At 67.7% G+C, this 24,501-nt stretch carries 22 protein-coding genes; 8 read left to right on the top strand and 14 right to left on the bottom strand.

What is annotated here, in order from left to right:
- Positions 1 to 207 precede the first annotated feature (207 nt).
- From B5F79_RS00330 to B5F79_RS00315, 3 genes are all read left to right on the top strand, one after another.
- The gene (locus B5F79_RS00330; RefSeq protein WP_087216922.1) at positions 208 to 1,173 is read left to right on the top strand and encodes a helix-turn-helix domain-containing protein; all 966 of its coding nucleotides are present in this window, start codon (positions 208 to 210) and stop codon (positions 1,171 to 1,173) included.
- Between the two features lie 344 nt (positions 1,174 to 1,517).
- On the top strand, positions 1,518 to 2,108 hold the full coding sequence (locus B5F79_RS00320; protein WP_087216920.1) for a TetR/AcrR family transcriptional regulator: 591 nt from the start codon (positions 1,518 to 1,520) through the stop codon (positions 2,106 to 2,108).
- Between the two features lie 3 nt (positions 2,109 to 2,111).
- Positions 2,112 to 2,609: a hypothetical protein gene (locus tag B5F79_RS00315; protein ID WP_087216919.1), complete on the top strand. Its 498-nt coding sequence runs from the start codon at positions 2,112 to 2,114 to the stop codon at positions 2,607 to 2,609.
- A 107-nt stretch (positions 2,610 to 2,716) separates the two neighbouring features.
- Here the strand turns inward: B5F79_RS00315 and B5F79_RS00310 are convergent, their stop codons facing one another.
- From B5F79_RS00310 to B5F79_RS00300, 3 genes are all read right to left on the bottom strand, one after another.
- On the bottom strand, positions 2,717 to 3,484 hold the full coding sequence (locus B5F79_RS00310) for a C40 family peptidase (RefSeq protein ID WP_206390927.1): 768 nt from the start codon (positions 3,482 to 3,484) through the stop codon (positions 2,717 to 2,719).
- A gap of 435 nt (positions 3,485 to 3,919) precedes the next feature.
- Positions 3,920 to 5,701, bottom strand: coding sequence for an ABC transporter ATP-binding protein (locus B5F79_RS00305; protein WP_206390925.1), 1,782 nt, complete (start codon positions 5,699 to 5,701; stop codon positions 3,920 to 3,922).
- Positions 5,702 to 7,555 carry an ABC transporter ATP-binding protein gene (locus tag B5F79_RS00300; RefSeq protein ID WP_206390923.1) on the bottom strand — a complete coding sequence of 618 codons (1,854 nt, stop codon included), beginning with the start codon at positions 7,553 to 7,555 and terminating at the stop codon, positions 5,702 to 5,704.
- 106 nt (positions 7,556 to 7,661) lie between these two features.
- On the opposite strand from B5F79_RS00300, the gene B5F79_RS00295 reads away from it, so the two are divergent.
- A complete protein-coding gene (locus B5F79_RS00295) occupies positions 7,662 to 8,645 on the top strand; it encodes a helix-turn-helix transcriptional regulator (RefSeq protein WP_158094796.1) in 984 nt (327 codons plus the stop codon).
- A 177-nt stretch (positions 8,646 to 8,822) separates the two neighbouring features.
- Here the strand turns inward: B5F79_RS00295 and B5F79_RS00290 are convergent, their stop codons facing one another.
- The 11 genes from B5F79_RS00290 to B5F79_RS00240 all read right to left on the bottom strand — a co-directional run bounded on the left by B5F79_RS00290 (position 8,823) and on the right by B5F79_RS00240 (position 19,751).
- Complete coding sequence (locus B5F79_RS00290; protein WP_158094795.1) at positions 8,823 to 10,271, bottom strand: ATP-binding protein; 1,449 nt, start codon at positions 10,269 to 10,271, stop codon at positions 8,823 to 8,825.
- A 223-nt stretch (positions 10,272 to 10,494) separates the two neighbouring features.
- Complete coding sequence (locus B5F79_RS00285) at positions 10,495 to 12,219, bottom strand: FAD-dependent oxidoreductase (protein WP_087216915.1); 1,725 nt, start codon at positions 12,217 to 12,219, stop codon at positions 10,495 to 10,497.
- A gap of 76 nt (positions 12,220 to 12,295) precedes the next feature.
- Positions 12,296 to 12,859, bottom strand: a complete 564-nt coding sequence (ahpC, locus tag B5F79_RS00280) for an alkyl hydroperoxide reductase subunit C (protein ID WP_087216914.1) — start codon at positions 12,857 to 12,859, stop codon at positions 12,296 to 12,298.
- Positions 12,860 to 13,044: 185 nt separating this feature from the next.
- Entirely contained in the window at positions 13,045 to 13,410 is a 366-nt protein-coding gene (locus tag B5F79_RS00275) for a heavy-metal-associated domain-containing protein (RefSeq protein ID WP_087216913.1), read from the bottom strand.
- A gap of 50 nt (positions 13,411 to 13,460) precedes the next feature.
- Positions 13,461 to 13,847 carry a YbaN family protein gene (locus B5F79_RS00270; protein ID WP_087216912.1) on the bottom strand — a complete coding sequence of 129 codons (387 nt, stop codon included), beginning with the start codon at positions 13,845 to 13,847 and terminating at the stop codon, positions 13,461 to 13,463.
- Positions 13,844 to 14,209, bottom strand: a complete 366-nt coding sequence (locus B5F79_RS00265) for a nitrous oxide-stimulated promoter family protein (RefSeq protein ID WP_087216911.1) — start codon at positions 14,207 to 14,209, stop codon at positions 13,844 to 13,846. Before B5F79_RS00265 ends, B5F79_RS00270 begins: the two co-directional genes overlap by 4 nt.
- Positions 14,209 to 15,849, bottom strand: coding sequence for a thiol reductant ABC exporter subunit CydC (gene cydC, locus B5F79_RS00260; RefSeq protein WP_342632967.1), 1,641 nt, complete (start codon positions 15,847 to 15,849; stop codon positions 14,209 to 14,211). Before cydC ends, B5F79_RS00265 begins: the two co-directional genes overlap by 1 nt.
- Positions 15,846 to 17,609, bottom strand: coding sequence for an ABC transporter ATP-binding protein/permease (locus B5F79_RS00255; protein ID WP_164484265.1), 1,764 nt, complete (start codon positions 17,607 to 17,609; stop codon positions 15,846 to 15,848). Before B5F79_RS00255 ends, cydC begins: the two co-directional genes overlap by 4 nt.
- A 233-nt stretch (positions 17,610 to 17,842) precedes the next feature.
- The gene (locus B5F79_RS00250; RefSeq protein ID WP_087216909.1) at positions 17,843 to 18,454 is read right to left on the bottom strand and encodes a DUF4203 domain-containing protein; all 612 of its coding nucleotides are present in this window, start codon (positions 18,452 to 18,454) and stop codon (positions 17,843 to 17,845) included.
- A 93-nt stretch (positions 18,455 to 18,547) separates the two neighbouring features.
- Positions 18,548 to 19,228: a hypothetical protein gene (locus tag B5F79_RS00245; RefSeq protein WP_087216908.1), complete on the bottom strand. Its 681-nt coding sequence runs from the start codon at positions 19,226 to 19,228 to the stop codon at positions 18,548 to 18,550.
- 28 nt (positions 19,229 to 19,256) lie between these two features.
- Positions 19,257 to 19,751 carry a hypothetical protein gene (locus tag B5F79_RS00240; RefSeq protein WP_087216907.1) on the bottom strand — a complete coding sequence of 165 codons (495 nt, stop codon included), beginning with the start codon at positions 19,749 to 19,751 and terminating at the stop codon, positions 19,257 to 19,259.
- Between the two features lie 95 nt (positions 19,752 to 19,846).
- Between B5F79_RS00240 and trhA the strand changes: the two genes are divergently transcribed.
- The 4 genes from trhA to B5F79_RS00220 all read left to right on the top strand — a co-directional run bounded on the left by trhA (position 19,847) and on the right by B5F79_RS00220 (position 24,431).
- On the top strand, positions 19,847 to 20,569 hold the full coding sequence (trhA, locus tag B5F79_RS00235; protein ID WP_087216906.1) for a PAQR family membrane homeostasis protein TrhA: 723 nt from the start codon (positions 19,847 to 19,849) through the stop codon (positions 20,567 to 20,569).
- Between the two features lie 210 nt (positions 20,570 to 20,779).
- Positions 20,780 to 21,655, top strand: a complete 876-nt coding sequence (locus B5F79_RS00230) for an ROK family protein (protein WP_087216905.1) — start codon at positions 20,780 to 20,782, stop codon at positions 21,653 to 21,655.
- 303 nt (positions 21,656 to 21,958) lie between these two features.
- Complete coding sequence (locus B5F79_RS00225) at positions 21,959 to 23,377, top strand: Sapep family Mn(2+)-dependent dipeptidase (protein ID WP_087216904.1); 1,419 nt, start codon at positions 21,959 to 21,961, stop codon at positions 23,375 to 23,377.
- Positions 23,378 to 23,675: 298 nt separating this feature from the next.
- Positions 23,676 to 24,431, top strand: coding sequence for a DeoR/GlpR family DNA-binding transcription regulator (locus tag B5F79_RS00220; protein WP_087216903.1), 756 nt, complete (start codon positions 23,676 to 23,678; stop codon positions 24,429 to 24,431).
- Positions 24,432 to 24,501: the final 70 nt, after the last annotated feature.

Genomic DNA, 24,501 nt, shown 5'->3' with positions numbered 1-24,501 from the left:
GTTCCTCCTTACGAAGATAGATGTAAGTCATAGCTAACTCTATGTAGGAGAAGGTTATTGGGAAGAGTCACGCCCCCCGAGGCGTCCAATCGTCGTACTTTCGCGTCCGATCGTCGCGTGGTCGGCCTTATCGTCTGCTCCCGGGCCGGCGTCCCCCTGATATCATATTTGTTAACCATGTCTTACTGAAACGAAGGGACCGGACCAATGGAGGACGGCGGCATCCACGCCTCGACGATAGAGCAGTCGGGATTCGAAGAAACGCCTCGCCCCGCAGGGTTCGGTCCGCTGTGGAAGTCGTACGCCTCTTCGGGCGGATTCGCCCATGGGTATTACCATCTTTGCGCGCCGAGCGACCGATGGAACATCGCCATCCACGACTTCACGCTCGAGAAAGACGCGCTGCTCGAGTTCAAGCTGCCGGAGTACCTTTCAATCACTTGGTACGAATCCATTTCGGGCGAGGAGCTCACGCCGTATCGGAAACTGCGCTCAAAGGCGCTCTGGGGGTTCTGCAGCGACAAAGGCGGCTGGCGCGGGCTCGTCCACGGCGGCGTTCCCGTCCGTGCCATAGGAATCGAGGTCACGCCCCGCATGTCGGCCGAATACCTGGAGTCTGAATACGAAGGGCAGTTCGAAAGCGTGCGCGACGCGTTTCTATCCGTGAACGACATGCATGCGTTCCCGGAGATGAGGGCACTGCTCGCAAGCCTCTATCCGCATCCGGGCGACGAAAGCAGGAGCCTGCTGTTCTACGAAGGGAAGGTGCTTGAGGCGCTCGGGCTGCTCGTGGAGAGAACCCGCGCTTCCCACCAGAAACCTTGCGCTCGGCTTTCCGAAGAGGACGCCAGACGGATCCGCGCCGTCATCTCCTACATCGACGACCACGCCGCAGGCAACCTGCTCGTGCCCGACCTCGCCCGTGCGGCGTGCATGAGCCCCACCAAGTTCAAGGAGAGCTTCCGAATCGAGACGGGGTCGACCTTCACCGCATACGTGCAGCGACGCCGCGTGAGCATGGCCGAATCGCTCCTGCGGCAGCCCGACCTCACGATCGCCCAGGTTGCACGGGCGGTCGGCTACACCTGCTCGGGCCGCTTCTCGACAATCTTTCAGCGTGAAACCGGCATGCTTCCAAGCGAGTACCGAAACACTCTCGCTCGTCGGCCGTGAAGGGCGAGGACGTCGGCGGAACGCGCCCGATGGCGCGTTGACGATCCGCTGCGCTTCAAATACAGCGCGGCGTCCGTCAAGAAGACGGCGTTTGGCCCGGACCCCGCAGGATGGCACCGCGCTCGAACAGAGCGGCTTCGTCGCAGCATTCCGCTGCGGGGTTCATGCCATGACCGCCCTCGAGCGCTGCGGCTCCATTTTTCGTCGAGCCTCAAGCGAAGAACAGAGGATGCGCACGCCGGCGATGAAGGCGATGTGCTTCGCGACGAAGGAACTCTCCCTCTTGACAGGACTCCACGACCTGTTAGCGTCCAACCCGTAGGACCACGTTGGACGGAGGCGCCATGCCCGCAGCCATACCGCCGCAGCCGCTCGAACCGACCGAGGAGGCCCTCCTCGAGGCTGGGCTCGCCCTCATCCGGGAGAAGGGCGTGCGGAAGATGACCGTCGAGGAGGCGGTGCGTCGGGTCGGCGTCGGCAAGCGGACGCTCTACCGCCTCTACCCGACCAAGGAGGCCTTCGCGCTCGCCCGCATAACGCACGGCAAGGCCGCAATGTGGCGGGCCATCGACGGCCTCGCCCGCGAGCGGGGCGGGCTCGGCCGAGGCGAGGTCGCCGCGCTCCTCGGGCGCTTCTCCTTCGACGGCGGCGAGAGCGTCCTCGGCGAGGTCTCCCCGGAGGACATGGCGTGGCTCGCCGGGAAGCTGCCCGGGAGGTCCGTGCTCGACCCCGCGACCGACGAGGCGGTCTTCGCGGCGATCGCCTCGCGCCTGAGGGGGATGCGCGAGGGCGTCGACCCCCACGTCGCGGCGAACATGATGAAGGTGATGGCGCTCGCCTGGGAGAACCGGGCGCGCCTGCACGCGGACGCCCTCGCGGAGAACCTCGCCCTCATGCGCGAGCAGCTCCTCGACTACCTGTTCGGGAGGGGGTGAGCGATGTCGCCCGCCCTCTTCGCCGCTGAGGCCGCGGCGGCCTGCCTGCTGTTCTCCGCCGCCGTATGGGCGTCGCTCAGGCGCGACCCCATGTTCTGGTACCAGGACTTCCCACCCGCGGTCCGCGAGCGCCTGAAGGCGCTCCCCGAGTATGCCGGCAGGATCCCCGAACTCAGGCGCACCGCCGCCAGGAAGCTCTCCGTCGCGCTCGCGCTCGTGGCCCTGCTGGCCGCCGTGGCGCTGGCGTCCGGCGCGCGGGACTTCGCCGGCGCGCTCGGCTGGTGCTTCTCGCTGTGGTCCGTCGTCAACCTCTGGGACGCCCTCGTGCTCGACACCCTCTGGTTCTGCTGGGGGCGCGGCGTGAGGATCCCCGGGACCGAGGACCTCGAGGACGCCTACCTCGACGTCCGCCCCCACTGGCTGGGCTTCCTGGCGGGGGAGGCGATCGGGCTCGCCGTGTCCGCCGCGTCGGCCGCCGCGGTGGCCGCCCTCCCGCTCTGAGGCGGCGCGCGGGTCCAGCCGACAATCCCCACGGCCGCCCATTCGCCAAAGAAAAAGCGGGCGCCGAGAGACGGCGCCCGCAAAGCCGCGCCCTTGGCGCGGAACGCCTAGTACAGCGGCGTCCCGTACCCGAGTATCGACGCGCTGCCAATCCCATAGCTCCTCCTCGCGCAGGAGTCGCTCGTGTTGCCCTCGATGGTGTGGACGGTCGAGCCGTCGCAGGACTCCACGATGCCCACGTGGTCGGCACCGTCGTCCCCTCCCCAGTCGAAGAACACGATGTCGCCCGGCCGCGGCTCGTACCCACGGTCATGCCATAGCCCCGCGGACTTGAACCACTGGACCCCGGCCGAGCACGCGGCGAACTTCGGGACCGCACCGGCCTCGATGTAGCCGCACTCGTTGGCGCACCAGCTCACGAAGCACGCGCACCACTCGACGCGCCCGGAGAACCCGTACCACGACCAGTACGGCTGCCCGCCGACGTTGCCGATCTGCGAGGCGGCCACCTCGACGATGTCCCCGCTGCCGCCGGTCACCCCGTAGAGGACCGACTGCCACATCGCGGCGTAGCGCTCGTCGAGGAGCTGCGCGAGCATGTCCGCCTGCTCGGCCGTGAAGCCGTAGGACGCCGCCGCCTCGTCCGGGGACCTCGCGGAGAGCGTGACCACGAGCACGCGCCTGGTGACGGTCTCGGTTCCCTCCGCGACGGTGCCGTCCTCCCGCTCGACCTCGACGATCTCCTCGACGCGGCGCTCCTGCACCTCGAAGTCGATGGCGTTCATGTCCCAGAAGACCTCCTCGAGGGAGGCGAGGCGGCGCTCGTCGAGCGTGAGGACGTCCGCCGGGTCGTCCGGGTCCGCCGCGGTCCTCACCGACCACCAGCCCCGGGACGTCGACCGCGAGGACTCTTTCGTCGTTGTGCCCCGCCGCTTCGGCGTGGGCTGAACCATGAACTAGAGCAACCCCAAGTCGTAGGGACTCGTCGCGCTGCTCGCCGCGACGGTCGCGGCGTTCGTCGCGGTGGTCGAGGTCCTGCTTAGGTAGGGAGGGCGGCCAGCTCGTCAGCGCAGGAGGCCTGACTCCCCCCAGGCGGCCGCCGCCCCAGCGCCCCAGCCCATTGGAAAGCGCAACGCCCCGTGGGTTTGTTCCCCGAGGGGCGCTGCCATTTTGGTAGGCCGGGCAGACGATGTTTAATTCCGCTCAAGGCAGTTCATCGCTTGGCCCGAGGGAGGCTGGCGGCGGTGAGAGGAGCCGCCCGTGGGGACTGTTCGTCTGGACGGCCCCGCCCGCCGTTCGGCCCGCCGGCCTTAGCGTCCTCCCCTGCCGCCGACACTCCAGCCGAGGCTCTCGGCCTGGATGCGAACGAGACGGGCGTAGAGGCCGCCCGCGGCCATGAGCTCGGCGTGAGTGCCCTGTTCGGCGACGCGTCCGCCATCCAGCACCACGATGCGGTCGGCGCCAGCAACGGTGCGCAGGCGATGCGCGATCACGAGCACCGTTTTGCCGGTACAAAGCCTGCTCACGGCGTCCTGCACGAGTGTCTCGTTCTCGGGGTCGAGCGAGCTCGTCGCTTCATCGAGCAGCACGATCGGCGCATCCTTAAGAAGCGCGCGGGCGATGGAGAGCCGCTGGCGCTCGCCGCCGGAGAGCCTAGCCCCGTTCTCGCCGAGGCGCGTGCCCCAGCCCTCCGGCATCCGCTCGATGAACTCCTCGCAATGGGCCGCCCTTGCCGCCGCGAGCACCTCTTCGTCGGTGGCACCGCGCCGGCCCATGCGGATGTTCTCCATGACCGTGTCATCGAAGAGCGTCACGTCCTGGAAGACCACCGAGACGTTGCCGAGCCACGACTCCTCGTCGAGCGTCGCGAGGTCGACCCCGCCCGCCGAGACCGAGCCAGAGGTCGGTGAGAAGAACCGCGCGACGAGCTTGGCTACGGTTGACTTGCCCGAACCGGAGGGGCCCACGAGCGCCGTGACGGTGCCCGGCTCCATGCGGAAGGAGACGCCTCGCAGCACCTCGTCGCCGCCCGCGCCGTACGAGAAGCGCACGTCGGCAAGCTCGACGCCCTTCTCGCCCAGCCCTGCGGCGTCACCCGAACCCGTCGCGACCGGCTCGTCGGCGAGGGCGCGCAGCCGCGCCGTACGTCCCGAGAGCTGAAGAAGGTTCGGCAGCTGAGAGAGTATCGAGGTGATGGGCCCATACACGCGCGAGGCGATGAGCAGGAACATAAGGAGGGTCAGAAAGTCGACCTCGCCCGCCGCGAGCAGCGCCGTGCCGACGAAGACCGTGAGGCCCACGCCCGCCTGGAGCACCGTCGTGGCCGCCGAAACGCACACGTCAACGGAGAGCTCCACCCTCATCGCGATGTCGCGCAGGGTCTGGAGCGCGGCGCGCATGGGTGCGGACTGCGCACCCACCTGCCGGCACGCGCGGATGTCGCGGATGCCCCCAACGAAGTCCATGAGGCGGGCGGACGCCTCCAGGCGTGCACCGGTCTGCCGCTCGAAAAGCTGCCTCTCGTGTCCGCGCGCGGCAAGCACGATGAGAAGCGCCGCCGGCAGCGTCGAGAACACGCAGAGCGCGAGGTGCCACTCGAAGAAGGCGAGCATGACGCACACGACCGCCGTGGAGACGCAACTCGCCACAAGCTGCGGGATGGTACTCGACATAAGCGACTCACGGCTGGAGACGTCCCCCATAAGGTTCTCGGTGAGCTCGGAGAGATCCCGCTGGTTGAAGAAGCCCATGGGGAGCCGCCGCAGGTGCTCGGCGAGGCCCATGCGCGTGGCCTCGGTCTCGCGGTACGCCGTCACGTACGTGCGCCGATAGTCGTTGCGCGCGCAGAGGAACACGACGACGAGGCCTGCGACGCCCGCCGCGAAGAGTCCCCAGAGGGCCTGCCAGTCGACGTTCTCCCCCGTGAGCCGCATGAGCACCGCCCCGAACGCCATGACCGTGATGGCGAAGGGCACCATGAGGGCGAGGTTGGTAAGGGTGCACGCCGCGATGGCGCGCTTGAGGCCGCGGTAGCCCTGGTCCGTGAGGGCGAGCGCGCGCTGGAGGCGCGGGATCCTGTTCGGGGCAGCCATCTAGGCCACCTCCCTTCCGTTCGGCGCTTCCGACCCGATGCCCCATGAGAGGGCCTGCGTGTAGCGCTCCCACATGCGCGCGTAGGTGCCGCGCGCGGCGAGCAGGCCCTCGTGCCGGCCCCGCTCCGCCACGCGGCCGCCGTCGATGACGACGATCTGGTCCGCGCCCGCCACGGCCGAGAGCCGGTGCGCGATCATGATCACGGTCCTGCCCGCCATGAGGCGCTCGAACGCCTTCTGGATGAGGTGCTCGTTCTCCGGGTCCGAGAACGCCGTGGCCTCGTCGAGCACCACGATGGGCCGGTCGGCGAGGATGGCGCGGGCGATGGAGACGCGCTGCGCCTCGCCGCCGGAGAGGTGCACGCCCTCGCTGCCGTAGACGGTGTCGTATCCCTGTGGCAGCGCGCGGATGAAGGCGTCGGCCTGCGCGGCGCGCGCCGCCTCGACGACCTCCTCGCGCGTGGCATCTGGACGGGCCATGCGGATGTTCTCGAGCATGCTCGCCCGGAAGAGGTGCACGTCCTGGAAGACAAGGCTCACGCATCCCATGAGCACATCAGGGTCGATGTCGCGCACGTCGACGCCGCCGATGCGCACCGCGCCCGCCGAGACGTCCCAGAAGCGCGCCACGAGGCTCGCCACGGTGGACTTTCCGGCGCCCGACGGCCCGACGAGGGCGCAGGTGGTGCCCTCCGGCACGGAGAGGCTCACGCCGTCGAGGGCGAGCGGGGCGTCCTTCTCGCCCTCCGCCCCATACGAGAACGACACGCTGTCGAGCTCCACGTCGAAGCGCTCCGGCACGCGCGCGGACCCGGGCGCCGGCGCAGGGAGCACCGGGATGCCGAGCACCTCGTCGATGCGCGAGAGGTGGGAGGAGATGATCATGCTGTCCTCGGAGATGTACATCATCTTGTTGAGCGCGCCGGCGATGGAGGGCACGAACAGGAGGTAGAAGATGAAGTCGAGCGCGAACGGGCGGAACGCGCCGCCCGCGAGCCCCGCGCCGAGCGCGATGCCCACCGGCAGGACGAACAGGTAGGCGTTGTTGATGATGGCCGTGAAGGCCGGCATGAGGCTCTGCCAGAAGAGCGCCACGTCAAGCGCGAGGTCGGTGTAGGCGCGCACCGCCGCGGACAGGCGCCCGAACGACTCCGCCGTCTGGCCGAACGCCTTCACGACGGGCATACCGCGCACGTACTCCACCGTGGCGTTCGTCATGCGCTCCTGGTTGACCAGATGGCGCCGCATCTTGTCCGTGATCGACTTGTTGGAGAAGCCCGCCGCCTCGACGCCGAACGCCGCGACCACGCACGCCACCGCCGCCAGGCCGAAGCGCCAGTCGAAGACGAAGAGCAGCACCACGATCGCCACCGGCGCCGTGAACGCCACCGCCATGTCGGGCAGCGAGTGGGCGAGGAACCCCTCGATGGCGCCGACGCTCTCGTCCATGACCCTCCCGACGCGCCCCGCGCCAAGCGCCTCGAGCCGCCCCAGCGGGATGCGCCCCAGGTGCTCGACGATCTGGAGCTTGAGGTTGTACTCGGCGTCGAAGGCCGCCGAGTGCGCGCAGAGAAGCGCCGCGAGGTAGAGTCCGATGTTGCCCGCCACACCCCCGAGGGCCATCCAACCGAGCCCCGCCATGCGAGCCGCGTCGAGCGCGGCGAAGTCGGGGTAGACCGCGACGACGTCCGCCACCACGAGGTAGACCGCGATAAACGGCACGAACGAGCACATCGACGATAACGCCGAGAGCACCATGGAGAGGTAGATGAGCCACCTCCCGCCGCCGGTGAAGCCGATGACGCGGGCGGCCCAGGACTCCTCCTTGCCCACGCCCTCCATTCGCTTGGCCATGTGGCCCCCTTTCCGCTGCGACCGCGCGGATAGCCCGATGCGGACGCGGCAAGTTAGACTAGACTTACTGTTATTCTGCAACCGCGGAAAGGAAGGGCGTGCGAACATGGGGGAAACGACCGACCCGAGAGGCGCGCGACCAAACGAAGAGTCCCGGCTCTTCCAGGCGGAGGAACTCGAGCGCATGGGGCTCCTGCCCGCAGGCGACGACCGGGGCGCCGGCGAGCTCTTCGTGGGCGACGGCGTGCGCGCCGAGGGCTGGTACCGCGCGTGGGCGGGCGACGGTCTCACGGTGGTCACCTGCGACTTCACCATCCTCGTGGACACGCTCTTCGGCATCGACACGCGACGCTACCTCACCGTGCGCGGCCCGGCAGCGAGCGAGGGGCGCGCCGGCGCGGCGGATCCCGTGGCGATCGCCTACATCGAGACGCGCGAGGGATGGGTCACGACGCCCGTGCCGGCCGGCTCGCACTTCGCCTACGCGGAGGTCGAGTACTTCGAGGGCGCGCTCCGGAGCGCGTTCGCGGAACTAGAATGGAACTCCATCGGCGAGGCCTCGTCGCTCCTCGCGGAGATGCGCCATGACGTGGGCTGGGCGCCCGGGGTCCTCTCCGCCCTTGACGAAATCTCTGGCGTCGACCCGGCGGTGCCAGGAGCGGCGCTCGTCTACGAGGGCGCGGCAAAGGTGCTGCTCGGCTCACTCGTCGGAACCGTGGCCGCCTCCCTGCCGGAGAGCCGTGACGACCGGGTTGGCGTACTCGCCGCCGTCGAGCTTGCGAACACACGGTGGCGCGAGGGCGCGAGCCAGGAGGAGGCCGCCTCCGCGGCGGGCATGGGGCTCACGAAGTTCAAGCGGCTGTTCCAACATACGACCGGGAGCACGTGGAGTGCCTACCTTACCGCACGGCGCATGCGCGAGGCGAGGGTGCTGCTCGCATCCGGGAAGGCGGTTGCCGAGACGGCGAGGAAGGTCGGCTACCGCTCCCCCACGAGCTTCTCAGCAGCGTTCTCAAGGGCGTATGGGATGAGCCCACAGCTGTTCAAAGAGACCGTAAGCACGCGGTTTCTGGATGTTGCTGCGGCATGACGCATGCTCGCGCACTCACGACCAATAAAGCACCGGCGATGGTCAGTAAGCTCACGACGCCGCTTTTCGAGCTCGAAACGGGCTTTGCCTTCAGGTCAAGGATGTCCCGTTTGATAAAATAACTCTGTTCGCCTCTGCGCAGCATACCTGTCTAGCATGCACTTCAATGGTTTCTTCCTACCGAACCTGAGCATACAGGCGCTCAGTATCCACTAGGAGCCAGTTACCTTCTGTCTCGAGCTTCTTCCGCGTTGCGGGCGCGATGTCATGCTTGGTGAACAGCGCAAGCCACGTATCTCGGTAACTGCCAAGCAGCGCTGCGCGTCGACGCAGCTTTGCCACCTCATCACTTTCGTTGAAGGAATTCCTCCACTTGCACTCCCCGATCAGAAGCGACGAGCGGATGCGACTGTCAGCAACAACATCGATATCCTCCTGTTGCTTCGTTGTTGGGTTGGCCCCCCACCACCGTCCAAACCGGAGCGGAACAAACGGAAGATGTTCCTCCCTCGCCTGTGACACAACCCATTGCAGGCACATCTCCTCGAACCATAACCCAACGTACGCGTTGAGCTCCTCTCCGCCAAGGACCTCCCGAGAAATCGGCGCGCCCGCGTCAAGCTCGATGGCGTCGGCATATGGAGCGACAAAGCGATACCAAAACGCAAAGCTGGGCTCGTGAAGAGCATAGATTCCCTTGCGCGACGTTTTGGGATTCTCCCCAAACGGAACAACCTTCTTCACCAGGTGCAGCTGAGAAAGCGTTCCGAGATACTTGCCCACCGCCGTGCGATTCTCTCCAATGCGGTCGGCAATCGCCTGAGGACGATTCGCGCCGCACGCCACGGCGTCCAGAATCGAGCTGTACAGAGCGGGCTCTCGGAGCTCTTGGCGCAGCAGCATGAGAGGCTCTTCGTAAAGAAGCCCCTCTTTTGAGAAGAAAAGGTTAGCGATGTTCTCCTCGAATGTCAGCCCCTCGTCAATCCCTGCGAGGTAGTGCGGTGTGCCCCCAACGCACGCATAGTATCTCACCAGGTCCTCGAGGGACGAATTGGGGAGCATGCGTGCCGCATCAGCATAATCGAACGGGGCGAGATGGATTTGTGCTGTGCGCCGCCCGAACAAGGGGTTCTTTGCACCCATGCCGCCTCTGGAATCGGACGCCTCCCCCATCACACGCTCTTCCATAAACCCCTGGTTGCTCCCCGTGAGAATGAGGAAGATGTTCGTCTTCGAAAACAAATGGTCGATGACAACCTGCAATGCCGATATGAGCCCTTCGTTCTTTGATGCGGCATAGGGGAACTCGTCAAACACAAAGATGAGATGGGTGTCGCCCGCCTGTCGGGCAACAAAGGCAAGGGCTTCCTCCCATGAGGGAAATGCTCCCGTACTCACGGGAAAGCTCGCCCACTCGTAGATTTTCCGCGAGAAGTCACGCAGGTTCAGCGCATCGCTTTGAATCTTCGCCGTGAAAGAAAGCGTCGGCTTGCCCTGGGCGAAGGCAGCCGCAAGCGTTGTCTTGCCCACACGGCGGCGACCGTAGAGGACTACCATTTGGAACGACCCCTGTTGATAGAGCCGCTCGAGCTCTTCAAGCTCGCGCGCTCGCCCAACGAACTTCATGATGCCCCTCTCTAGTACAATTAGTATATTCATAAGTATACTACTTGTGAATATACAGTCTGTGCCACATGGCTTGGATCCGTCATTGCAGCCATGGGGCCGTAACGGCGGAGGACAGGTGCCCTTGTCAGTGGGACGGGTCTCGTTGTTACGGTCCTCGAACCGTAACAACGAGAGCGCAGGATGCCCGTAGGCAGGGTATGTGTGCAAAAGTGCCTGTCCCTTATACGATCTCCTCCAGCAGCTGCGCCACGCCCTTCTTGCCAAAGGTCACGCGCTCGCGACCGTCCGCATGGCGGATGACCACGCACGGCACGCTCATGGCGCGATAGCGGTCGCGCAGCGCGCCGAAGTGCGCCACGTCGTAGGCCTCCGCCGTCACGCGCGGGCTGAGCGCGGCGATGCGCTGCGCGGCCACCACGGTGTCCGGGCACATCGTGCACGAGAGCGAGACGAGCAGCGTGATCTGCAGGTCCTCGGTGATTCCCTCCGCCGCGGCGCGGTCCGCGTCCGCGATGGGCTGCCCGGGGCCTGCCGCGTTGTAGAGCCCGAGCACGAAGCTCGTGAGCTCGTGGCCGCCCGGCACGCCGTGGAAGGCAAGGCCCGTCCACGCGCCGTCCTCGCGGCACACGCGCACGCAGGGCAGCTCCCCGGCGGACAGCTCGCCCGAAGGCGCTACCTCCACGGAGAGCCTGTCCGTAAGCGCGGCCAGCTCCTCCATGTATGCTCGAAGCTCGGTCGAGACCGGACCATCGTCGAGGTGCAGCCGCAGGACGAGCGGGCGCTCCATGCGCGAGAAGACCGTGTCGAGCTGCGCCCTCATCTCCGGCGTGAGGAGCGACCCGTCGTCCTGGGCGGCCGGGAGCTCTCCCTTCGGCGCCTCGGGGGCGCGCGGGCGCGACACCGGCGCCTGGGGCACGAGGCCCGTGCGCTCCTGTGCGGCCTTGAGGTAGCGCTCCATGTCCGTCGCGGTCTGGGCGGCCTGCCCCACGGCCGTCGCCACCTGGCGCAGCGTCTTCACGCAGACGTCGCCCGCGGCAAAGAGGCCGTCCGCCGAGGTCATCTGGCGCTCGTCGGTGAGAACGTACCCGCGCTCGTCGAGCTCGGCTATCCCGCGCACGAGCCCCGTCGCCGGCGCGTAGCCCACAAAGACGAAGATGCCAAAGGTCTCGCCCGCCGGAGCCTCATACGTGGTCTCCTCGCCGGTATGCGTGTTGCGGCAGCGCAGGTGCCGGAGCCCGACCTCGTCGCCGCCTGCCTCCACGAGCTCGGTGTTGTAGAGCACGTCGATCTTGGGGTGGCTCTTCGCGGGCTCGGCCGCCGCGGGCGCGCAGGTGAAGTCGTCCCCGCGCACGAGCACGGTCACGTGGCTCGCATACTTGGTGAGAAAGACGCTCTCCTCAGCCGCAGCGAAGCCGCCGCCCACCACGAAGACCCGCTTTCCCGTGAAGAACTCGCCATCGCAGGTGGCGCAGTAGGCCACGCCGCGCCCGCGGAACTCCTCCTCGCCGGCAAAGCCCAGGCGGCGCGGGCTCGCCCCGGTGGCGAGAAGGACCGCGAGGCAGGAGAGCTCCCCGCGCGAGGTGCTCACGCGCTTGACGTCGCCCGCCAGATCGAGCCCCGTCACCTCGGCGAGCAGGAACTCCGCGCCGAACGACTCGGCCTGCCGCCGCATGGTCTCGGTGAGCTCGGCGCCGCTCGCGGAGAGGACGCCGGGGTAGTTCACCACCTCGCTCGTGATGGTGATCTGCCCGCCGAACGTCTCGCGCTCGACCACGAGCACGCGGTAGCGCGCCCGTGCGAGGTAAAGGGCCGCGGTGAGGCCGGCGGGACCGCCGCCGATGATGACGGCGTCGTAGAGGCTCTTGGAATCGGGCCGGGCCGCCGCGTTCTTCTCGCTTGCGTTCTTCTCGCTTGCGTTCTTCTCGCTCAGGTTTTTCTCGCTCATTCTTTGCTCCCTATGTACGAGGGCCGCGGCCGGATGCCCGGTCGCGGCCCTGTCCGAGTCTTCGCGCACAGCGCGCCTACAGCTGACCCACCAGGTCGAGGCTAGGCCTCAGCGTCTCGGCGCCCGGCTGCCACTTGGCGGGGCAGACCTGGTCGCCGTGCTCGGCCACGAACTTGGCGGCCTGGACCAGGCGCAGCAGCTCCTTGGCGTTGCGGCCGATGCCGCCGGCCGTGACCTCGTAGACCTGGATGCGGCCCTCGGGGTCCACGATGAAGGCGCCGCGCTCGGCGAGGCCGTCGTCCTCGATCAGGACCTCGAAGTCGCGCGCGAGGACGTGCGCCGGGTCCGCCAGCATGGGGTAGGCAACCTTGCCCACGCGCTCGGACTCGTCGTGCCACGCCTTGTGCACGAAGTGGGTGTCGCAGCTCACGGAGTAGACCTCGCAGCCCTCGGCCTTGAAGGCGTCATAGTTCTCTGCCAGCTCCTCGAGCTCGGTGGGGCAGACGAAAGTGAAGTCGGCGGGATAGAAGAAGAACAGGCTCCAGTGCCCGAGGGTGTCCGCCTTGGTGACGGTGTGGAAGTCCCCGTCCTGATAGGCCTGGACGGTGAAGTCGGCGATCTCCTTGTTGATGAGGGACATGCTTGGCTCCTTTGATTGGTGGCTACCCGTTGGGGCTTGCTCAAGTGATACCCCTCTGGCCGCATTTCTGACTCGAAAGTTTGAGTAGGTTTACTTTTAGCCCATACCACACGGGTTCTTCACAACTAGCGGGCCGCGCGCAGCTGCGGACGCTCTGGCGAGAAGAACCGTCCAGAAGCCGCGCGCTATCCCGCCACGTGGTAGCCGGCCGACTCCACGGCAGCAGCGAGCGCGACGGGATCGATCGGATCCTTGGAGAGCACGCGCACGCGGTCGGGGAGGCTCGCGCGCGCCCACACGCCGCCGATGCCGTCGAGCGCGGCCTCCACGGCGGCGAGGCAGTGGTCACAGTGCATGCCCTCGACGGTGAGGTCTGCAGCGTACGGGTAATGCGCCTCGTTGGTATCTGCGACCGTCGGGCGCGTGACGTGCGACTCTCCCCCGCCCGAGCACCCGCACCCGCAGCCGCCCCGGCGGAGCGTCCGCAGGTAGCGCTGGGCGGCAAGAAGGACGACCGCCACCACGGCCAGGACGATGATGACGTTGATCATGGCAACCTCCCCTTATCTCCTTACGAGCTCGCGTTCTTCTCGCCCGCCGCTCACGCCTCCGCAGGCACGCGACGGGTCTTCACGCCAAAGCAGAAGTACAGGATGTGGAACACCCACACGCACGCGAGGACGACCTGCCCCACGCGCACCGCGTGCATCATGACAAAGCCGATGGACATGAGCACGGTCACCGTGATCATCACGCGAATCTTGGTGGCCCAGTCCATGCCCTGGCCGCTCACGTAGCTCTCGAGGTTCTTCTTGTAGAGCTTGGTGCCCGTGAACCACGCGTGCAGCCGCTCCGAGCTCTTGGCAAAGCAGAACGCCGCGAGCATCAGAAACGGAAACGCCGGGAGCAGCGGCACCACCGCGCCAATGGCCCCCAGCACGAGCCCCGCGCATCCCAGCGCGACGAGCAGCACCTTCTTCACCTTCATGCGCCCTCCTTGGAAAGTCGCCTCTTCTCGGCCTTGGTCTCGATGACGTGACGGACGGCCGCCACGGGGTGATGGAAGATCATGCGCGGGCCCGAGAAGCGCATGACCTCGCGGATCTTCTCGCGCATCTCCGGCTTGTAGCAGTGAACGCGGCAGTTTGAGCAGAAGGTCTTGGTCTCCATGAACGGGCAGCGGTCGCTGCGCTGCCGCGCGTACTCCGCGAGCTCGGCACACTCCGGGCAGAGCTCGCCGCCGCGCGCACCGTGCCGTTTGCGGCAGTAGAGCGCGATCATCTCGGAGACCATGCGCTTCTCGCGCTCGCGCTTGGCCGCCACGCGCGCGGTGTCGGTCGTACGCGCCATCAGCTCACCCTCCCGTTCTCAACGCTGACCACGGTGTCGGCGATGCGCATCGTGGACGGGCGGTGGGAGACGAGAAGAACCGTGCGCTCGCCGCGCTCCTTGGTGATGGAGCGCAGGATGACGGCCTCGTTCAGGCTGTCGAGGTTGCTCGTGGGCTCGTCGAGCAGCATGAACGGGGCGTCGTGCAGGAAGGCGCGCGCGAGCCCCAGGCGCTGGCGCTCGCCGCCGGAGAGGGTGTCCCCGAGCTCGCCGACGGGCGTGTCGTAGCCCTTGGGCAGGCTCGTCACGAAGTCGTGGACCGAGGCCTTGCGGCAGGCGTCCTCGATCTCTTCGTCCGTGGCGTCGAGCCGCGCGATGCGCAGGTTGTTGCGGATGCTGTCGTGGAAGAGGTGGGTCTCCTGCGTGACGAGGGACTCCAGCTCGCGCAGGTTGGCGGTGTCCACGCGGCGCACATCGCGCCCGGAGACGGAGACGCTGCCCTCGTCCGCGTCCCAGAAGCGCATGAAGAGGCGCAGCAGCGTGGACTTGCCGGAGCCGGAGCGCCCGGTGATGCCCACCACCCTGCCCACGGGAGCCTCGAGCGAGACGTCATCGAGCACGCGCTCGTCTCCGTAGGAAAAGCCCACGTGGCCTGCCGCGGCGCCAGAGAAGCCCACGCGCTTCTCGCCCGTGACCTCCGGCGTCACCGGCTCCTCGTCCAGGATGGCGAGCACGCGATTGCCCGCGGCGAGGGTGGGCTGCAGCGTGGAGCCCAGGTTCGCGAGCGCCACCACCGGCCCAAACGAGCTCATGAGCGCGAGTACGGGGATGAGCACGCCGTCAAAGCCCACGGAGCCCCGCGCGTTGAGACCGGCCGCCACGAGCAGCATGGCCAGGTCGCAGGCGAGAATGACGGTGTTGGTGAGCGCCGTGGCGCGACCCGTTGCCCGCTTCATGCGCTCCTCGTCCGCGGCGAGCTCGCGGGACCGCTCGTCCATCTGAGCGAGGCGCCCCGCACCCGCGCCGTACTGCAGGATCTCGTCCAGGCCGCGCAGGCTCTCCAGAACGAAGCTCGAGAGCTCGCCCGCGCCGGCGCGGAAGTGAGCGCCGGCGTCCCCGGCGAGACGCGCCGCGACGAGCGGGCACGCCACGCCCACGGCGAGGTACGACGCCGCGGCCACGACGGCGAGCACAGGATGGAAGCTCCCGATGAAGGCGCAGGCACCCGCGCAGAAGAGCAGGGCGATCGCCGTCGGGGAGATGGTGTGCGCGTAGAAGACCTCGAGAAGCTCGATGTCAGAGGTGATGAGCGAGATGAGGTCGCCGCGGTCGCGCCCCTCGAGCTTGGCGGGCGCCAGGCGGCGGAGAGCCCGGAACACCCGGTCGCGGATGAGCGCGAGCAGCTTGAACGCGATGAAGTGGTTGCACGCCTGCTCGCCGTAGCGAAGAAGCCCGCGCGCCACGGCGCAGACCGCCATCGCCACGATGAGGCCCGCGAGCGGGGCGGCAGCGCCGCCGGCGAGCACCGCGAGCACGCCGTATCCGCCGAGCACCGTGATCGCCGCCGCGCACGCGTGGCCGAGAAGTCCCATGAGGATCGCCAGCGCCATGAACCCCACGAGCGGGCGCACCAGTCCAATAAGTCGCAGCATCACCCTCATGCGACCACCTCCCGTGAGACGGCGGGGACCGGCACGCTTGCCTCACCAAACTCCTCGAGCTCGCGCTGGGCGCGCCAGAGCGTTGCGTAGCGGCCTCCCAGAGCGACCAGCTCGTCGTGGCGCCCGCGCTCCACCACGCGGCCGCCGTCGAGCACGAGAATCTCGTCCGCGCGCACTACGTTTGCCAGGCGGTGGGAGATGAGCATCACCGTCGCGCGCCCCACGAGCCCGCGGACGGCTGCCATGATGGCGTCCTCGCTCTCCGCGTCCACGTTTGACGTCGCCTCGTCAAAGACGTAGACCGGCGTCTCGTGCAAGAGCGCGCGAGCGATGGCCAAACGCTGCCGCTGGCCGCCGGAGAGGTTGGAGCCCCGCTCGGCGAGCATCGTGTCCAGCCCGGCCTCGCCGCGGAGAAACCCCGCCAGGCGCGTGGCCTCGAGTGCCGCCCAGAGCTCGCCGTCGGTCGCCGAGGGCTTCGCGACCAGCAGGTTCTCTCGCACCGTGCCCTTGAAGAGATAGCTCTCGTGCCCAACGTACGTCACATGGGCAAGAAGGTCAGACGCGTCGAGCGCGGAGACCTCCGCGCCGCCCACCGCAAGCGAACCGCGATACCCGCGCAGGCGCCCCAGCAGCAGCGCGGCGAGCGTGGACTTGCCGCAGCCGGACTCCCCCACCACCGCGACGAAGCCGCCCTCCGGCACGTCGAGGTCGACGCCGCCCAGCACCTCGCGCTCCCCGTCGTACGAGAAGCGCAGGCAACTGGCGCGCACGCCGCAATGCGTCGGGAATGCTTCCCCGCCCGCCGGCGGCTCCGGCAGGTCCAGAAGCTGGAAGATCTTCTCGCTCGCTGCCATGCCGTTCATGGCCACGTGGAAGAACGACCCCAGCTGGCGCATGGGAATGAAGTAGTCCGCCGCCAGCAGGATGATGGCCAGGCTCCCGCCCAGACCAACGGCGCCCGCGGCCATCTGCGTGAGCGCCACCGCAACGCCCGCCGCCGCCCCGCCGTAGGCGACGAGGTCCATGATCGTGATGGAGTTGAGCTGCATCGTGAGCACGCGCATGGTGATGCGCCGGAACTTCTCGGCCTGCTCGTTCATCTCGGCCTGCTTGAACTCGTCGGCCTGGTAGACCTTGAGGGTGGTGAGGCCCTGGAGGTTCTCCAGGAAGGTGTCGCCGAGCTCGGTGTACTGGCCCCAGTAGCGGCCGAGCAGCCTCTTTGCCCAGGTCTGCACCGCGGCGATGGCCACCGGGATGAGCGGCACGCACACGAGCAGCACCACGGCCGCCGGCACGCTCACGCCAACGAGCGCCGCAAAGAGCGTGAGCGGCGCGAGCACGGCATAGAAGAGCTGCGGCAGGTACGCGCCGAAGTAGGTCTCCAGCTGGTCTGCGCCCTCCACGGCCACCTGCACGACCTCGGAGGTGCGCACTCCCTCGCGGTAGCTCGGCCCCAGACGCAGGAGCTTCTCGTAGATGCGGCGTCGCAGCGTGCGCTTGACCTCGCGACTGGCGAGAAATCCCATGCGGGCGGAGCCCACGGCGGCAAGCGCACGCACCACGGCGGCAGCAGCCACGCAGAGGGCGAGAAGAACGAGGTCCTTCTCGCCCGCCGCTCCCACCCAGAGCAGGGAGAGCGTCCTGCAGACGACGAACACCATCCCCATGTTGGCGAGAAGCGCAGCCCACTGGAGGGCCACGCTCGCCGCAACGTAGCGCATGCTCCCCGGCACGATGCCGATGAGCCTCCTGTCGATCATCACGTGTCGTCGCCCCTCACGTCCGACGGCTTTCTCTGTTAGACAGAGTAAACTATTTGGACGCAAGAGTTAGTTATGCGAAACTCAATTTGTTAGACGCACATAACTTTTTAGGCGCTGGCACGACAGCCCGACTTGACAAAGGGACTGTCCCTTTGTCAAGAAGGCGGGCCGCCCACGAGTGGCGGCCCGCCCCTACCTGACAGTTTGCTCAGGTCAAACTGTCAAACTGGCTAGTCGTGCGTCCTGGTCTGAACGATGGCGCCCACCACGGCGAGCGCGAGCGTGCCCACGAGGATGGGGGTGCCGTACGCGGCGGCGAACTCGCCCCCCACGTAGCCGGAGAGCGCGTCGAAGGTGGCCATGGCGTCGCCGGGCACCGCGCGCTCCGTGAGCGAGCCGAACGCCAGCGCGGCGGCGAGGACGTTGGGAACCGCGAAGGAGGCGCCGGTCCACGCCGTGCCCCAGCGAACGATGGTGTCGGACCAGCGCACGCCGGCGAGGCCCACGAGCACGCCCGCGACCACCATGATCACGGCAAGGAAGTCCGCGGCGCCCTCCGGGAGGAGCATCGTCACGATGAAGCCGAGCGCGGCGCCGGTGACGAAGCCCGCGAGGAAGACGGCCGCCTTGTAGGCGAACTTGGAGAGCAGCGCCGCCACCACGCCGAGGACGGCCGCGATCACGAGGGACACGGTCGAGGCATCGGACGAGGAGAGGGCGATGTTGAAGACGCCGAGAAACACGAGGGCACCGAGCATGAGGAAGAAGAGGCGCTTGCCAAAGAAGCAGGCGGCGGCGCCCACGAGGATGTTGACGAGCAGGTAGACGATCACGAACTCCATGCGGGACCTTTCACGCGCGAGACGGGAACAACCTTTCAAGCATATCCGCGGGCCGGTCCTTGCGCCGCCCACGGGCTGAATGGGCGCTTGAGGCTACTTGCGGGACTTCTTGCCCTTGCCCCTCTTGGCGGAGCCCTGCTGGCCGGAGCCCTGCTGGCCGCTCTTCTCGCCCTTGCCCGAGCGCTTCTCCTCCGCGCGGCGGGCGCGCTCCTCGCGTCGCTTGGCGCGGGCCTCGGAGCTGGCCTTCATGGCGGCCCGCTCCTCCTCCGCCTCGCGGGTGCGGCGCCGCTCCTCGGCCTCGCGGGCGGCGAGGTCGGCGGGGCTTCCCGTGACGGGAGCCCACGCCACCGCATAGGCAAACCCAAGCGCGATGTCCACGATCGGCAGGCCGAGTACGCTCCAGAACAGCACCGCCGGGAGCGTCATCCCCTGAGGGGGCTCGGGCGAGAGATAGGGCACCAGGGCGGCGATGAGGGTCATGACCACGAGCAGGCTCGCCGCACGACAGCCGGACTGCACCGCGGCGGGCACCGTCATGCTGGAGCGCCGCACGAAGATGATCCCGATGAGCGCGGCGAAGAGATAGATGGAGGCGGGCATGGCGTACGAGCCGGCGGCCTGCAGCTGCGCCGGGGCGTCCGAGGAGCCCTGCCCCACGGCGTAGAGGATGACGCTTGCCACCAGCAGCACGGAGAGAACGGCGAGGTTCTTGTAGTACGTCGAGCTCGCCATCGGGTAGGTGACGCCCTTCCTCGAGAACGGCATCTGGAACATACGGGTCTCCCCTCTCGTGTCCGGCGCGCTAGGAGGCGCGCCCGTCCTTCTCGTCATCCGGCAGGTACTTGGCGAAGGGCCCCCTCTTGGACGTGTCAACGCCGGCGCAGCCGAGCGCGTAGGCGAGGCCGAGCATCATGATGAGGATGGGCGCGGCCATGGTCACGTAGACCACTATGACAGCCGGCCCGAGGAAGGACTCGGCCGCGGCGGGCACCACCACGGGAACGGCGGCGAGCAGGATGAAGACGAGCGAGAGGACGGCCACCACGCGGCACGCGAGCCGGGCGCCGCGACCCATGAGGATGTGCTTGAACCAGAGGAGCAGAAGGCCAATGATCACGCCCATGCCGAAGAGCAGGAGCGGCGCCGCGAGCACCATGCCCGTCTGAACGACGGGCGAGTCCGTGGCGGCGAGGACGGTGTCCGGGTCGGTCAGGTGGTACCAGGCGAGAAACGCGATGCTCGCGGCGCAGACCACGACCCATGCGACAAAGTTTCCGATGAACGTCGATTTCTTCAAGGAGCCCTCCTTGGCGTAGGGTAGGGGTATGCTGTCCCCGATGGACAGCGGGGCACATTATACCCCCAGACGAGACCCGGACCTAGGGGGCCACCATGGCAGACGTCGAGACCATCGCAGCTCAGAAGCCCGAAACGGGGGCCCAGGGACCCAAGGGCCCTCAGAGGCCCAAGGGGCCCATCCGCAGGAAGCTCTACTCGCTCGGCGAGGAGATCGCCAACTCCGTGAGCCACGGCGTGGGCGTGCTGCTCTCCATCGCCGCGCTCGTGCTGCTCATCGTGGTCTCCGTGAGCCACGGGGGCGGGGTGCGCCTGGCGGCCGCGCTGCTCATGGGCATCTCTCTCATCATCGAGTACCTCTTCTCCACGCTCTACCACGCGCTCGCCCCCGAGAAGGCCAAGGCGGTCTTCCGCGTGCTCGACCACTGTGGCATCTACCTGCTCATAGCCGGGAGCTACGCGCCCTTCTCGCTGGTGACGCTGGCCGACCGCGGCGGGCTTGTGCTGTGCTGCGCCGTGTGGGCGGTGGCGGTGGTGGGCATCGTCGCCGAGTGCCTGCTGCGCGAGCGCCAGCCCGCCTGGCTCACCGCCGCGGTCTATGTCCTCATGGGCTGGCTCGTGGTCTTTCACATCGGCGACCTCTGGGAGCTCCTGGCCCCGCCCGCGTTCTGGCTGCTCCTCGCGGGCGGCCTCAGCTACACGGTGGGCGCCGTCTTCTACGCCATCAAGAAGGTGCCCTACCTGCACTTCGTGTTCCACCTCTTCACGCTTGCCGGCAGCGTGTGCATCACGCTCTCGGCGCTGCTGTTCGTGGTGTAGGCGCCCCTCGCGAGCCCCGCTCGAGGCTGACCAGCCCGCACGCTCCACCCGACGAGCGATCGCCATGTTTTTCCGGACAGTCCAGACACGGATGAGGCGTCGTTTTGTCCGGAAAAACATGGTGATCACGGAGGGTCGGAACCGGTCGTACAATGGGTGCAGGAATTGGGAGGGCGTTGGTGAGCCGGCCCCGAGAATAAGGAGGCAGTCATGCGCATAGGAGCGCTCGAGGCGGGCGGTACCAAGATGGTCTGCGCCGTCGCCACCGAGAAGGGCGAGATTCTGGACCGGGAGTCCTTCCCCACCGCGACGCCGGAGGAGTCCATCCCCGCCCTCACGGGCTGGTTCGCCGAGCGCAACGTTGACGCGCTGGGCATCGGCGCCTTCGGGCCCACCTGCGTGGACCCCGCCAGCCCCGCCTTTGGCACCATCCTCGAGACGCCCAAGCTCCCCTGGCGCGGCTACGCCCTGCGCAGGGCGTTCGTCGACGCGCTTGCCGTGCCGGTGGGCTACGACACGGACGTCAACGTGGCGTGCCTCGGCGAGGCCACGTTCGGCGACTCGCGGGGCATCGAGGACCTGGTCTACGTGACCATCGGCACCGGCGTGGGCGCGGGCGTCATGTGCGGCGGGCGCCTCCTGCACGGCATGCTCCACCCCGAGGCCGGCCACATGCTGCTCAGCCGCGTGCCCGGAGACGAGGGGCCCTGCGTCTGCCCGAGCCACGACTCCTGCCTCGAGGGCCTTGCCGCCGGTCCCGCCATCGAGCGCCGCTGGGGCGCGAAGGGCTTCGAGCTCGCCGACCGCCCGGAGGTCTGGGAGCTCGAGGCGAGCTACCTCGCGCAGATGTGCCACAACCTGGTGCTCTGCTACTCGCCGCGCCGCATCATCCTCGGCGGCGGCGTCATGCACCAGGAGCAGCTCTTCCCGCTCGTGCGCGAGAAGGCCCTCGCGTACCTTGGCGGCTACATCACCGCGCCCGAGCTCGAGGACATCGACTCCTACATCGTGCCGCCCAGCCTGAGCGACAACCAGGGCGTGCTCGGCTGCGTGGAGCTGGGCCGACGCGCCGCCGCAGAGGCGTAGGCGCTGAGTGACAAGCGCGATTGTGGCGCCGTCCCCGCGCGGGACGGCGCCATTTTGGTAGGATTCGCCGGCGTCTCCGAGGGGGGTTGGAAATTAGTTCACATTGGAATCGTAGGCGCATTGTTTATACCCCCATCCAACAGTAAATATGTGTTCTTGAACTAGTCGCGCGGCATCGCGGTGCGAACTAATTTTCCGCCACGCGCCAAGAGAGGGGCGAAACCCGCACGAACGGCACGGGCGCGCTAAGATGGACGGCAGGAAAAGCCGGCGCGACGCCTCGCGCGACCCTGAGGAGGGCACATGGTAGACGAGCAGTTCAAGCAGCAGGTAGACGCCTACGTGGACGAGGTCTGGGAGGACGTCGTGGCGGACATCGACCGCCTCGTGCGCCACGAGTCCGTGGAGGACATCTCCGCCGCCGAGCCCGGGAAGCCGTGGGGGCCCGCCTCCAACGCCGCGCTCGTTGAGGCGGAGCAGATGGCCGAGCGCCTTGGCCTCGACGTGACGGACGTGGACGGCTACCTGGGCTTCGCCGACGTGCCCGGCGCCTCCGGGCCCGAGCGCTACCTCGCCACCATCGCCCACACGGACATCGTTCCCCTGGGCCTGGGCTGGACCTTCCCGGCCCTCGAGGTCACCCGCAAGGACGGCTACCTCGTCGGCCGCGGCGTCCAGGACGACAAGGGGCCCTTCGTGCTCTCGCTCTACGCCGCGAACTTCTTCGCCCGCCGCGTCGCCGCGGGCGAGGCCCTTCCCTACACTCTGCGCTGCATCATCGGCAACAACGAGGAGACCGGCATGGGCGACGTGCCGTACTACCTCGAGCGCTACCCCGAGCCGCTCTTCTGCTTCTCCCCCGATGCCGACTTCCCGCTCATCTGCGGCGAGAAGGGCCTCTACCAGGGACGCTTCACCTCCGACCAGGTGGCTGGCGAGAAGATCGTGGAGCTCGACGGCGGCACCGTCCCCAACGCCATCCCCGGCCAGGCCACGGCCGTCGTGCGCGCGGACGCGGCGTCGCTGCCCGCCGCCGAGCGCGTCTCCGTCGAGCCCGCGGGCGACGGCCTCGCACGCGTCACGACCACCGGCGTCGGCGGCCACGCCTCCATGCCGGCGGGCACCGTCAACGCCATCGGCGTGCTCGCGCGCTACCTGCTTGCCAACGACCTCGCCGGCGCGGGCGAGCGCGACTTCCTCGAGCTCCTCGTGACCCTCACAGAGGACGCGTACGGCCGCGCCTCCGGCATCGCCGCCACGGACGACAAGTTCGGTGACCTCACCTGCGTGGCCGGCACGGTGCGCACGCAGGGCGGGCGCTTCGTCCAGACCGTTGACTCCCGCTACCCCACCACCACCTCGGACGCCGCCATCACCGAGCGTCTTGCTGCGCTCGGCGCCGGACACGGCTGCTCCTTCGAGCAGACCTCCAGCGACGCCCCGTTCTACCAGAGCCCCGAGAGCCCGGAGATCCAGGCCCTTCTCGACACGTACGCCGAGTACTCCGGCGAGGAGGCAAAGGCCTTCACCATCGGCGGCGGCACGTACGCGCGCCACTTCAGGCGCGCCTGCGCCTTTGGCCCCAACCTCCCCAACGAGGAGCGTCCCGTCTGGGCGGGCACCGAGCACGGCCCCGACGAGGCCATCTCCGAGGAGTCCCTGCGCCAGGCGCTCAAGATCTACATCGTGGCCATCGCGCGCCTGATGGAGCTCGACCTCTAGCCCCCGCGCCCGCGGTCCATGCGCTAACCCCGATTCCGAGAATCCCGACTTCCGCGTCCTTCCAACCACGCGTGAGTCGGGATTCTTCGCAATCTGGCGATGATTCCGGGGCTACGCGTTCGGTGGTTTGAAAAATAGCATGCGCAGGTCCAGATTTCGATCTGGCCCCGAACTCCGAACCTGCACGTCGCGCGCCCCGAGCCCCGGCGTTCGCCCTCCGCCTTTCCGCGACCTCCGCAAGAACTGCTATCCTACCAATCAGCATGCGACGCAGGCAGAGGCCGCGTAGGGAGGGACCGTGTTTCTGAGGGAGCGTCAGGACAAGATCGTCAGCCTGGTCAACGCCGAGGGGCGCGTGACCGTCACCGCGCTCGCGGAACGATTCGACGTCACCGAGGACTGCATCAGAAAGGACCTCAAGGCCCTCTCCGACCAGGGACTCGTGAGACGCGTCTACGGCGGCGCCATGAGCGTGGACACCAAGCAGGAGCGCAACATCAGGAAGCGCGTGACGGAGCACGCGGACGAGAAGCGCCAGATTGCCGAGAAGGCCCTTGCCCTGATAGAGGACGGGGAGGTCATCTTCCTCGACACCTCCACCACAAACCTCGCCCTCGCGCAGCTCATGGCCGAGAGCCGCCGCAAGATCACCGTGGTCTCCAACATGATCGACATCCTGCAGGTCCTGGGGACCAACGACGGAATCAGGACCGTGGGAACGGGAGGGACCGTCAACAGGGACCAGAACGCCTTTCTCGACGCGTACGTCCTGAGCTTCCTGGAGCCCATCCACTTTGACCGCGCGTTCATCGGGGTGCTGGGCGTGGACATGGAGACGGGAAGCGCGCTCACCTTCGAGCTCGAGGACGGCCTGGTAAAGGCCCTGGCCATCGAGAACTCCGAGCAAAGCTACCTCATGGCCGACTCGCACAAGTTCGGCGCGAGAGGCTCCTACGCCTACGCCAGGCTCGAGGACTTTGACGCCGCCATTACCGTCAACCCCTCCCCCGAGGTGAGGCGCCTGCTGAGAAGGGCCAACGTGACCCTCGTCTGACCCAGGGTTGACAGTTTGACCTGGGCAATCTGTCAACTTCGAGTGCGGGGCTGACAGTCTGATCCGAGCA

It is taken from the genome of Olsenella sp. An285 (assembly GCF_002159625.1).
In the GTDB taxonomy this organism is placed as follows: domain Bacteria; phylum Actinomycetota; class Coriobacteriia; order Coriobacteriales; family Atopobiaceae; genus Thermophilibacter; species Thermophilibacter avicola.
Note: the sequence above shows the minus strand (reverse complement) of the source record. Positions and strands in the feature narration are given on the sequence as shown.

Excerpts from the sequence above, each read along its gene's own strand:
- B5F79_RS00330 (WP_087216922.1), top strand. The coding sequence starts at position 208 with ATGGAGGACGGCGGCATCCACGCCTCGACGATAGAGCAGTCGGGATTC.
- B5F79_RS00320 (WP_087216920.1), top strand. The coding sequence starts at position 1,518 with ATGCCCGCAGCCATACCGCCGCAGCCGCTCGAACCGACCGAGGAGGCC.
- B5F79_RS00315 (WP_087216919.1), top strand. The coding sequence starts at position 2,112 with ATGTCGCCCGCCCTCTTCGCCGCTGAGGCCGCGGCGGCCTGCCTGCTG.
- B5F79_RS00305 (WP_206390925.1), bottom strand. The coding sequence starts at position 5,701 with ATGGCTGCCCCGAACAGGATCCCGCGCCTCCAGCGCGCGCTCGCCCTC.
- B5F79_RS00300 (WP_206390923.1), bottom strand. The coding sequence starts at position 7,555 with ATGGCCAAGCGAATGGAGGGCGTGGGCAAGGAGGAGTCCTGGGCCGCC.
- B5F79_RS00295 (WP_158094796.1), top strand. The coding sequence starts at position 7,662 with ATGGGGGAAACGACCGACCCGAGAGGCGCGCGACCAAACGAAGAGTCC.
- B5F79_RS00290 (WP_158094795.1), bottom strand. The coding sequence starts at position 10,271 with ATGAAGTTCGTTGGGCGAGCGCGCGAGCTTGAAGAGCTCGAGCGGCTC.
- B5F79_RS00285 (WP_087216915.1), bottom strand. The coding sequence starts at position 12,219 with ATGAGCGAGAAAAACCTGAGCGAGAAGAACGCAAGCGAGAAGAACGCA.
- ahpC (WP_087216914.1), bottom strand. The coding sequence starts at position 12,859 with ATGTCCCTCATCAACAAGGAGATCGCCGACTTCACCGTCCAGGCCTAT.
- B5F79_RS00275 (WP_087216913.1), bottom strand. The coding sequence starts at position 13,410 with ATGATCAACGTCATCATCGTCCTGGCCGTGGTGGCGGTCGTCCTTCTT.
- B5F79_RS00270 (WP_087216912.1), bottom strand. The coding sequence starts at position 13,847 with ATGAAGGTGAAGAAGGTGCTGCTCGTCGCGCTGGGATGCGCGGGGCTC.
- B5F79_RS00265 (WP_087216911.1), bottom strand. The coding sequence starts at position 14,209 with ATGGCGCGTACGACCGACACCGCGCGCGTGGCGGCCAAGCGCGAGCGC.
- cydC (WP_342632967.1), bottom strand. The coding sequence starts at position 15,849 with ATGAGGGTGATGCTGCGACTTATTGGACTGGTGCGCCCGCTCGTGGGG.
- B5F79_RS00255 (WP_164484265.1), bottom strand. The coding sequence starts at position 17,609 with ATGATCGACAGGAGGCTCATCGGCATCGTGCCGGGGAGCATGCGCTAC.
- B5F79_RS00250 (WP_087216909.1), bottom strand. The coding sequence starts at position 18,454 with ATGGAGTTCGTGATCGTCTACCTGCTCGTCAACATCCTCGTGGGCGCC.
- B5F79_RS00245 (WP_087216908.1), bottom strand. The coding sequence starts at position 19,228 with ATGTTCCAGATGCCGTTCTCGAGGAAGGGCGTCACCTACCCGATGGCG.
- trhA (WP_087216906.1), top strand. The coding sequence starts at position 19,847 with ATGGCAGACGTCGAGACCATCGCAGCTCAGAAGCCCGAAACGGGGGCC.
- B5F79_RS00230 (WP_087216905.1), top strand. The coding sequence starts at position 20,780 with ATGCGCATAGGAGCGCTCGAGGCGGGCGGTACCAAGATGGTCTGCGCC.
- B5F79_RS00225 (WP_087216904.1), top strand. The coding sequence starts at position 21,959 with ATGGTAGACGAGCAGTTCAAGCAGCAGGTAGACGCCTACGTGGACGAG.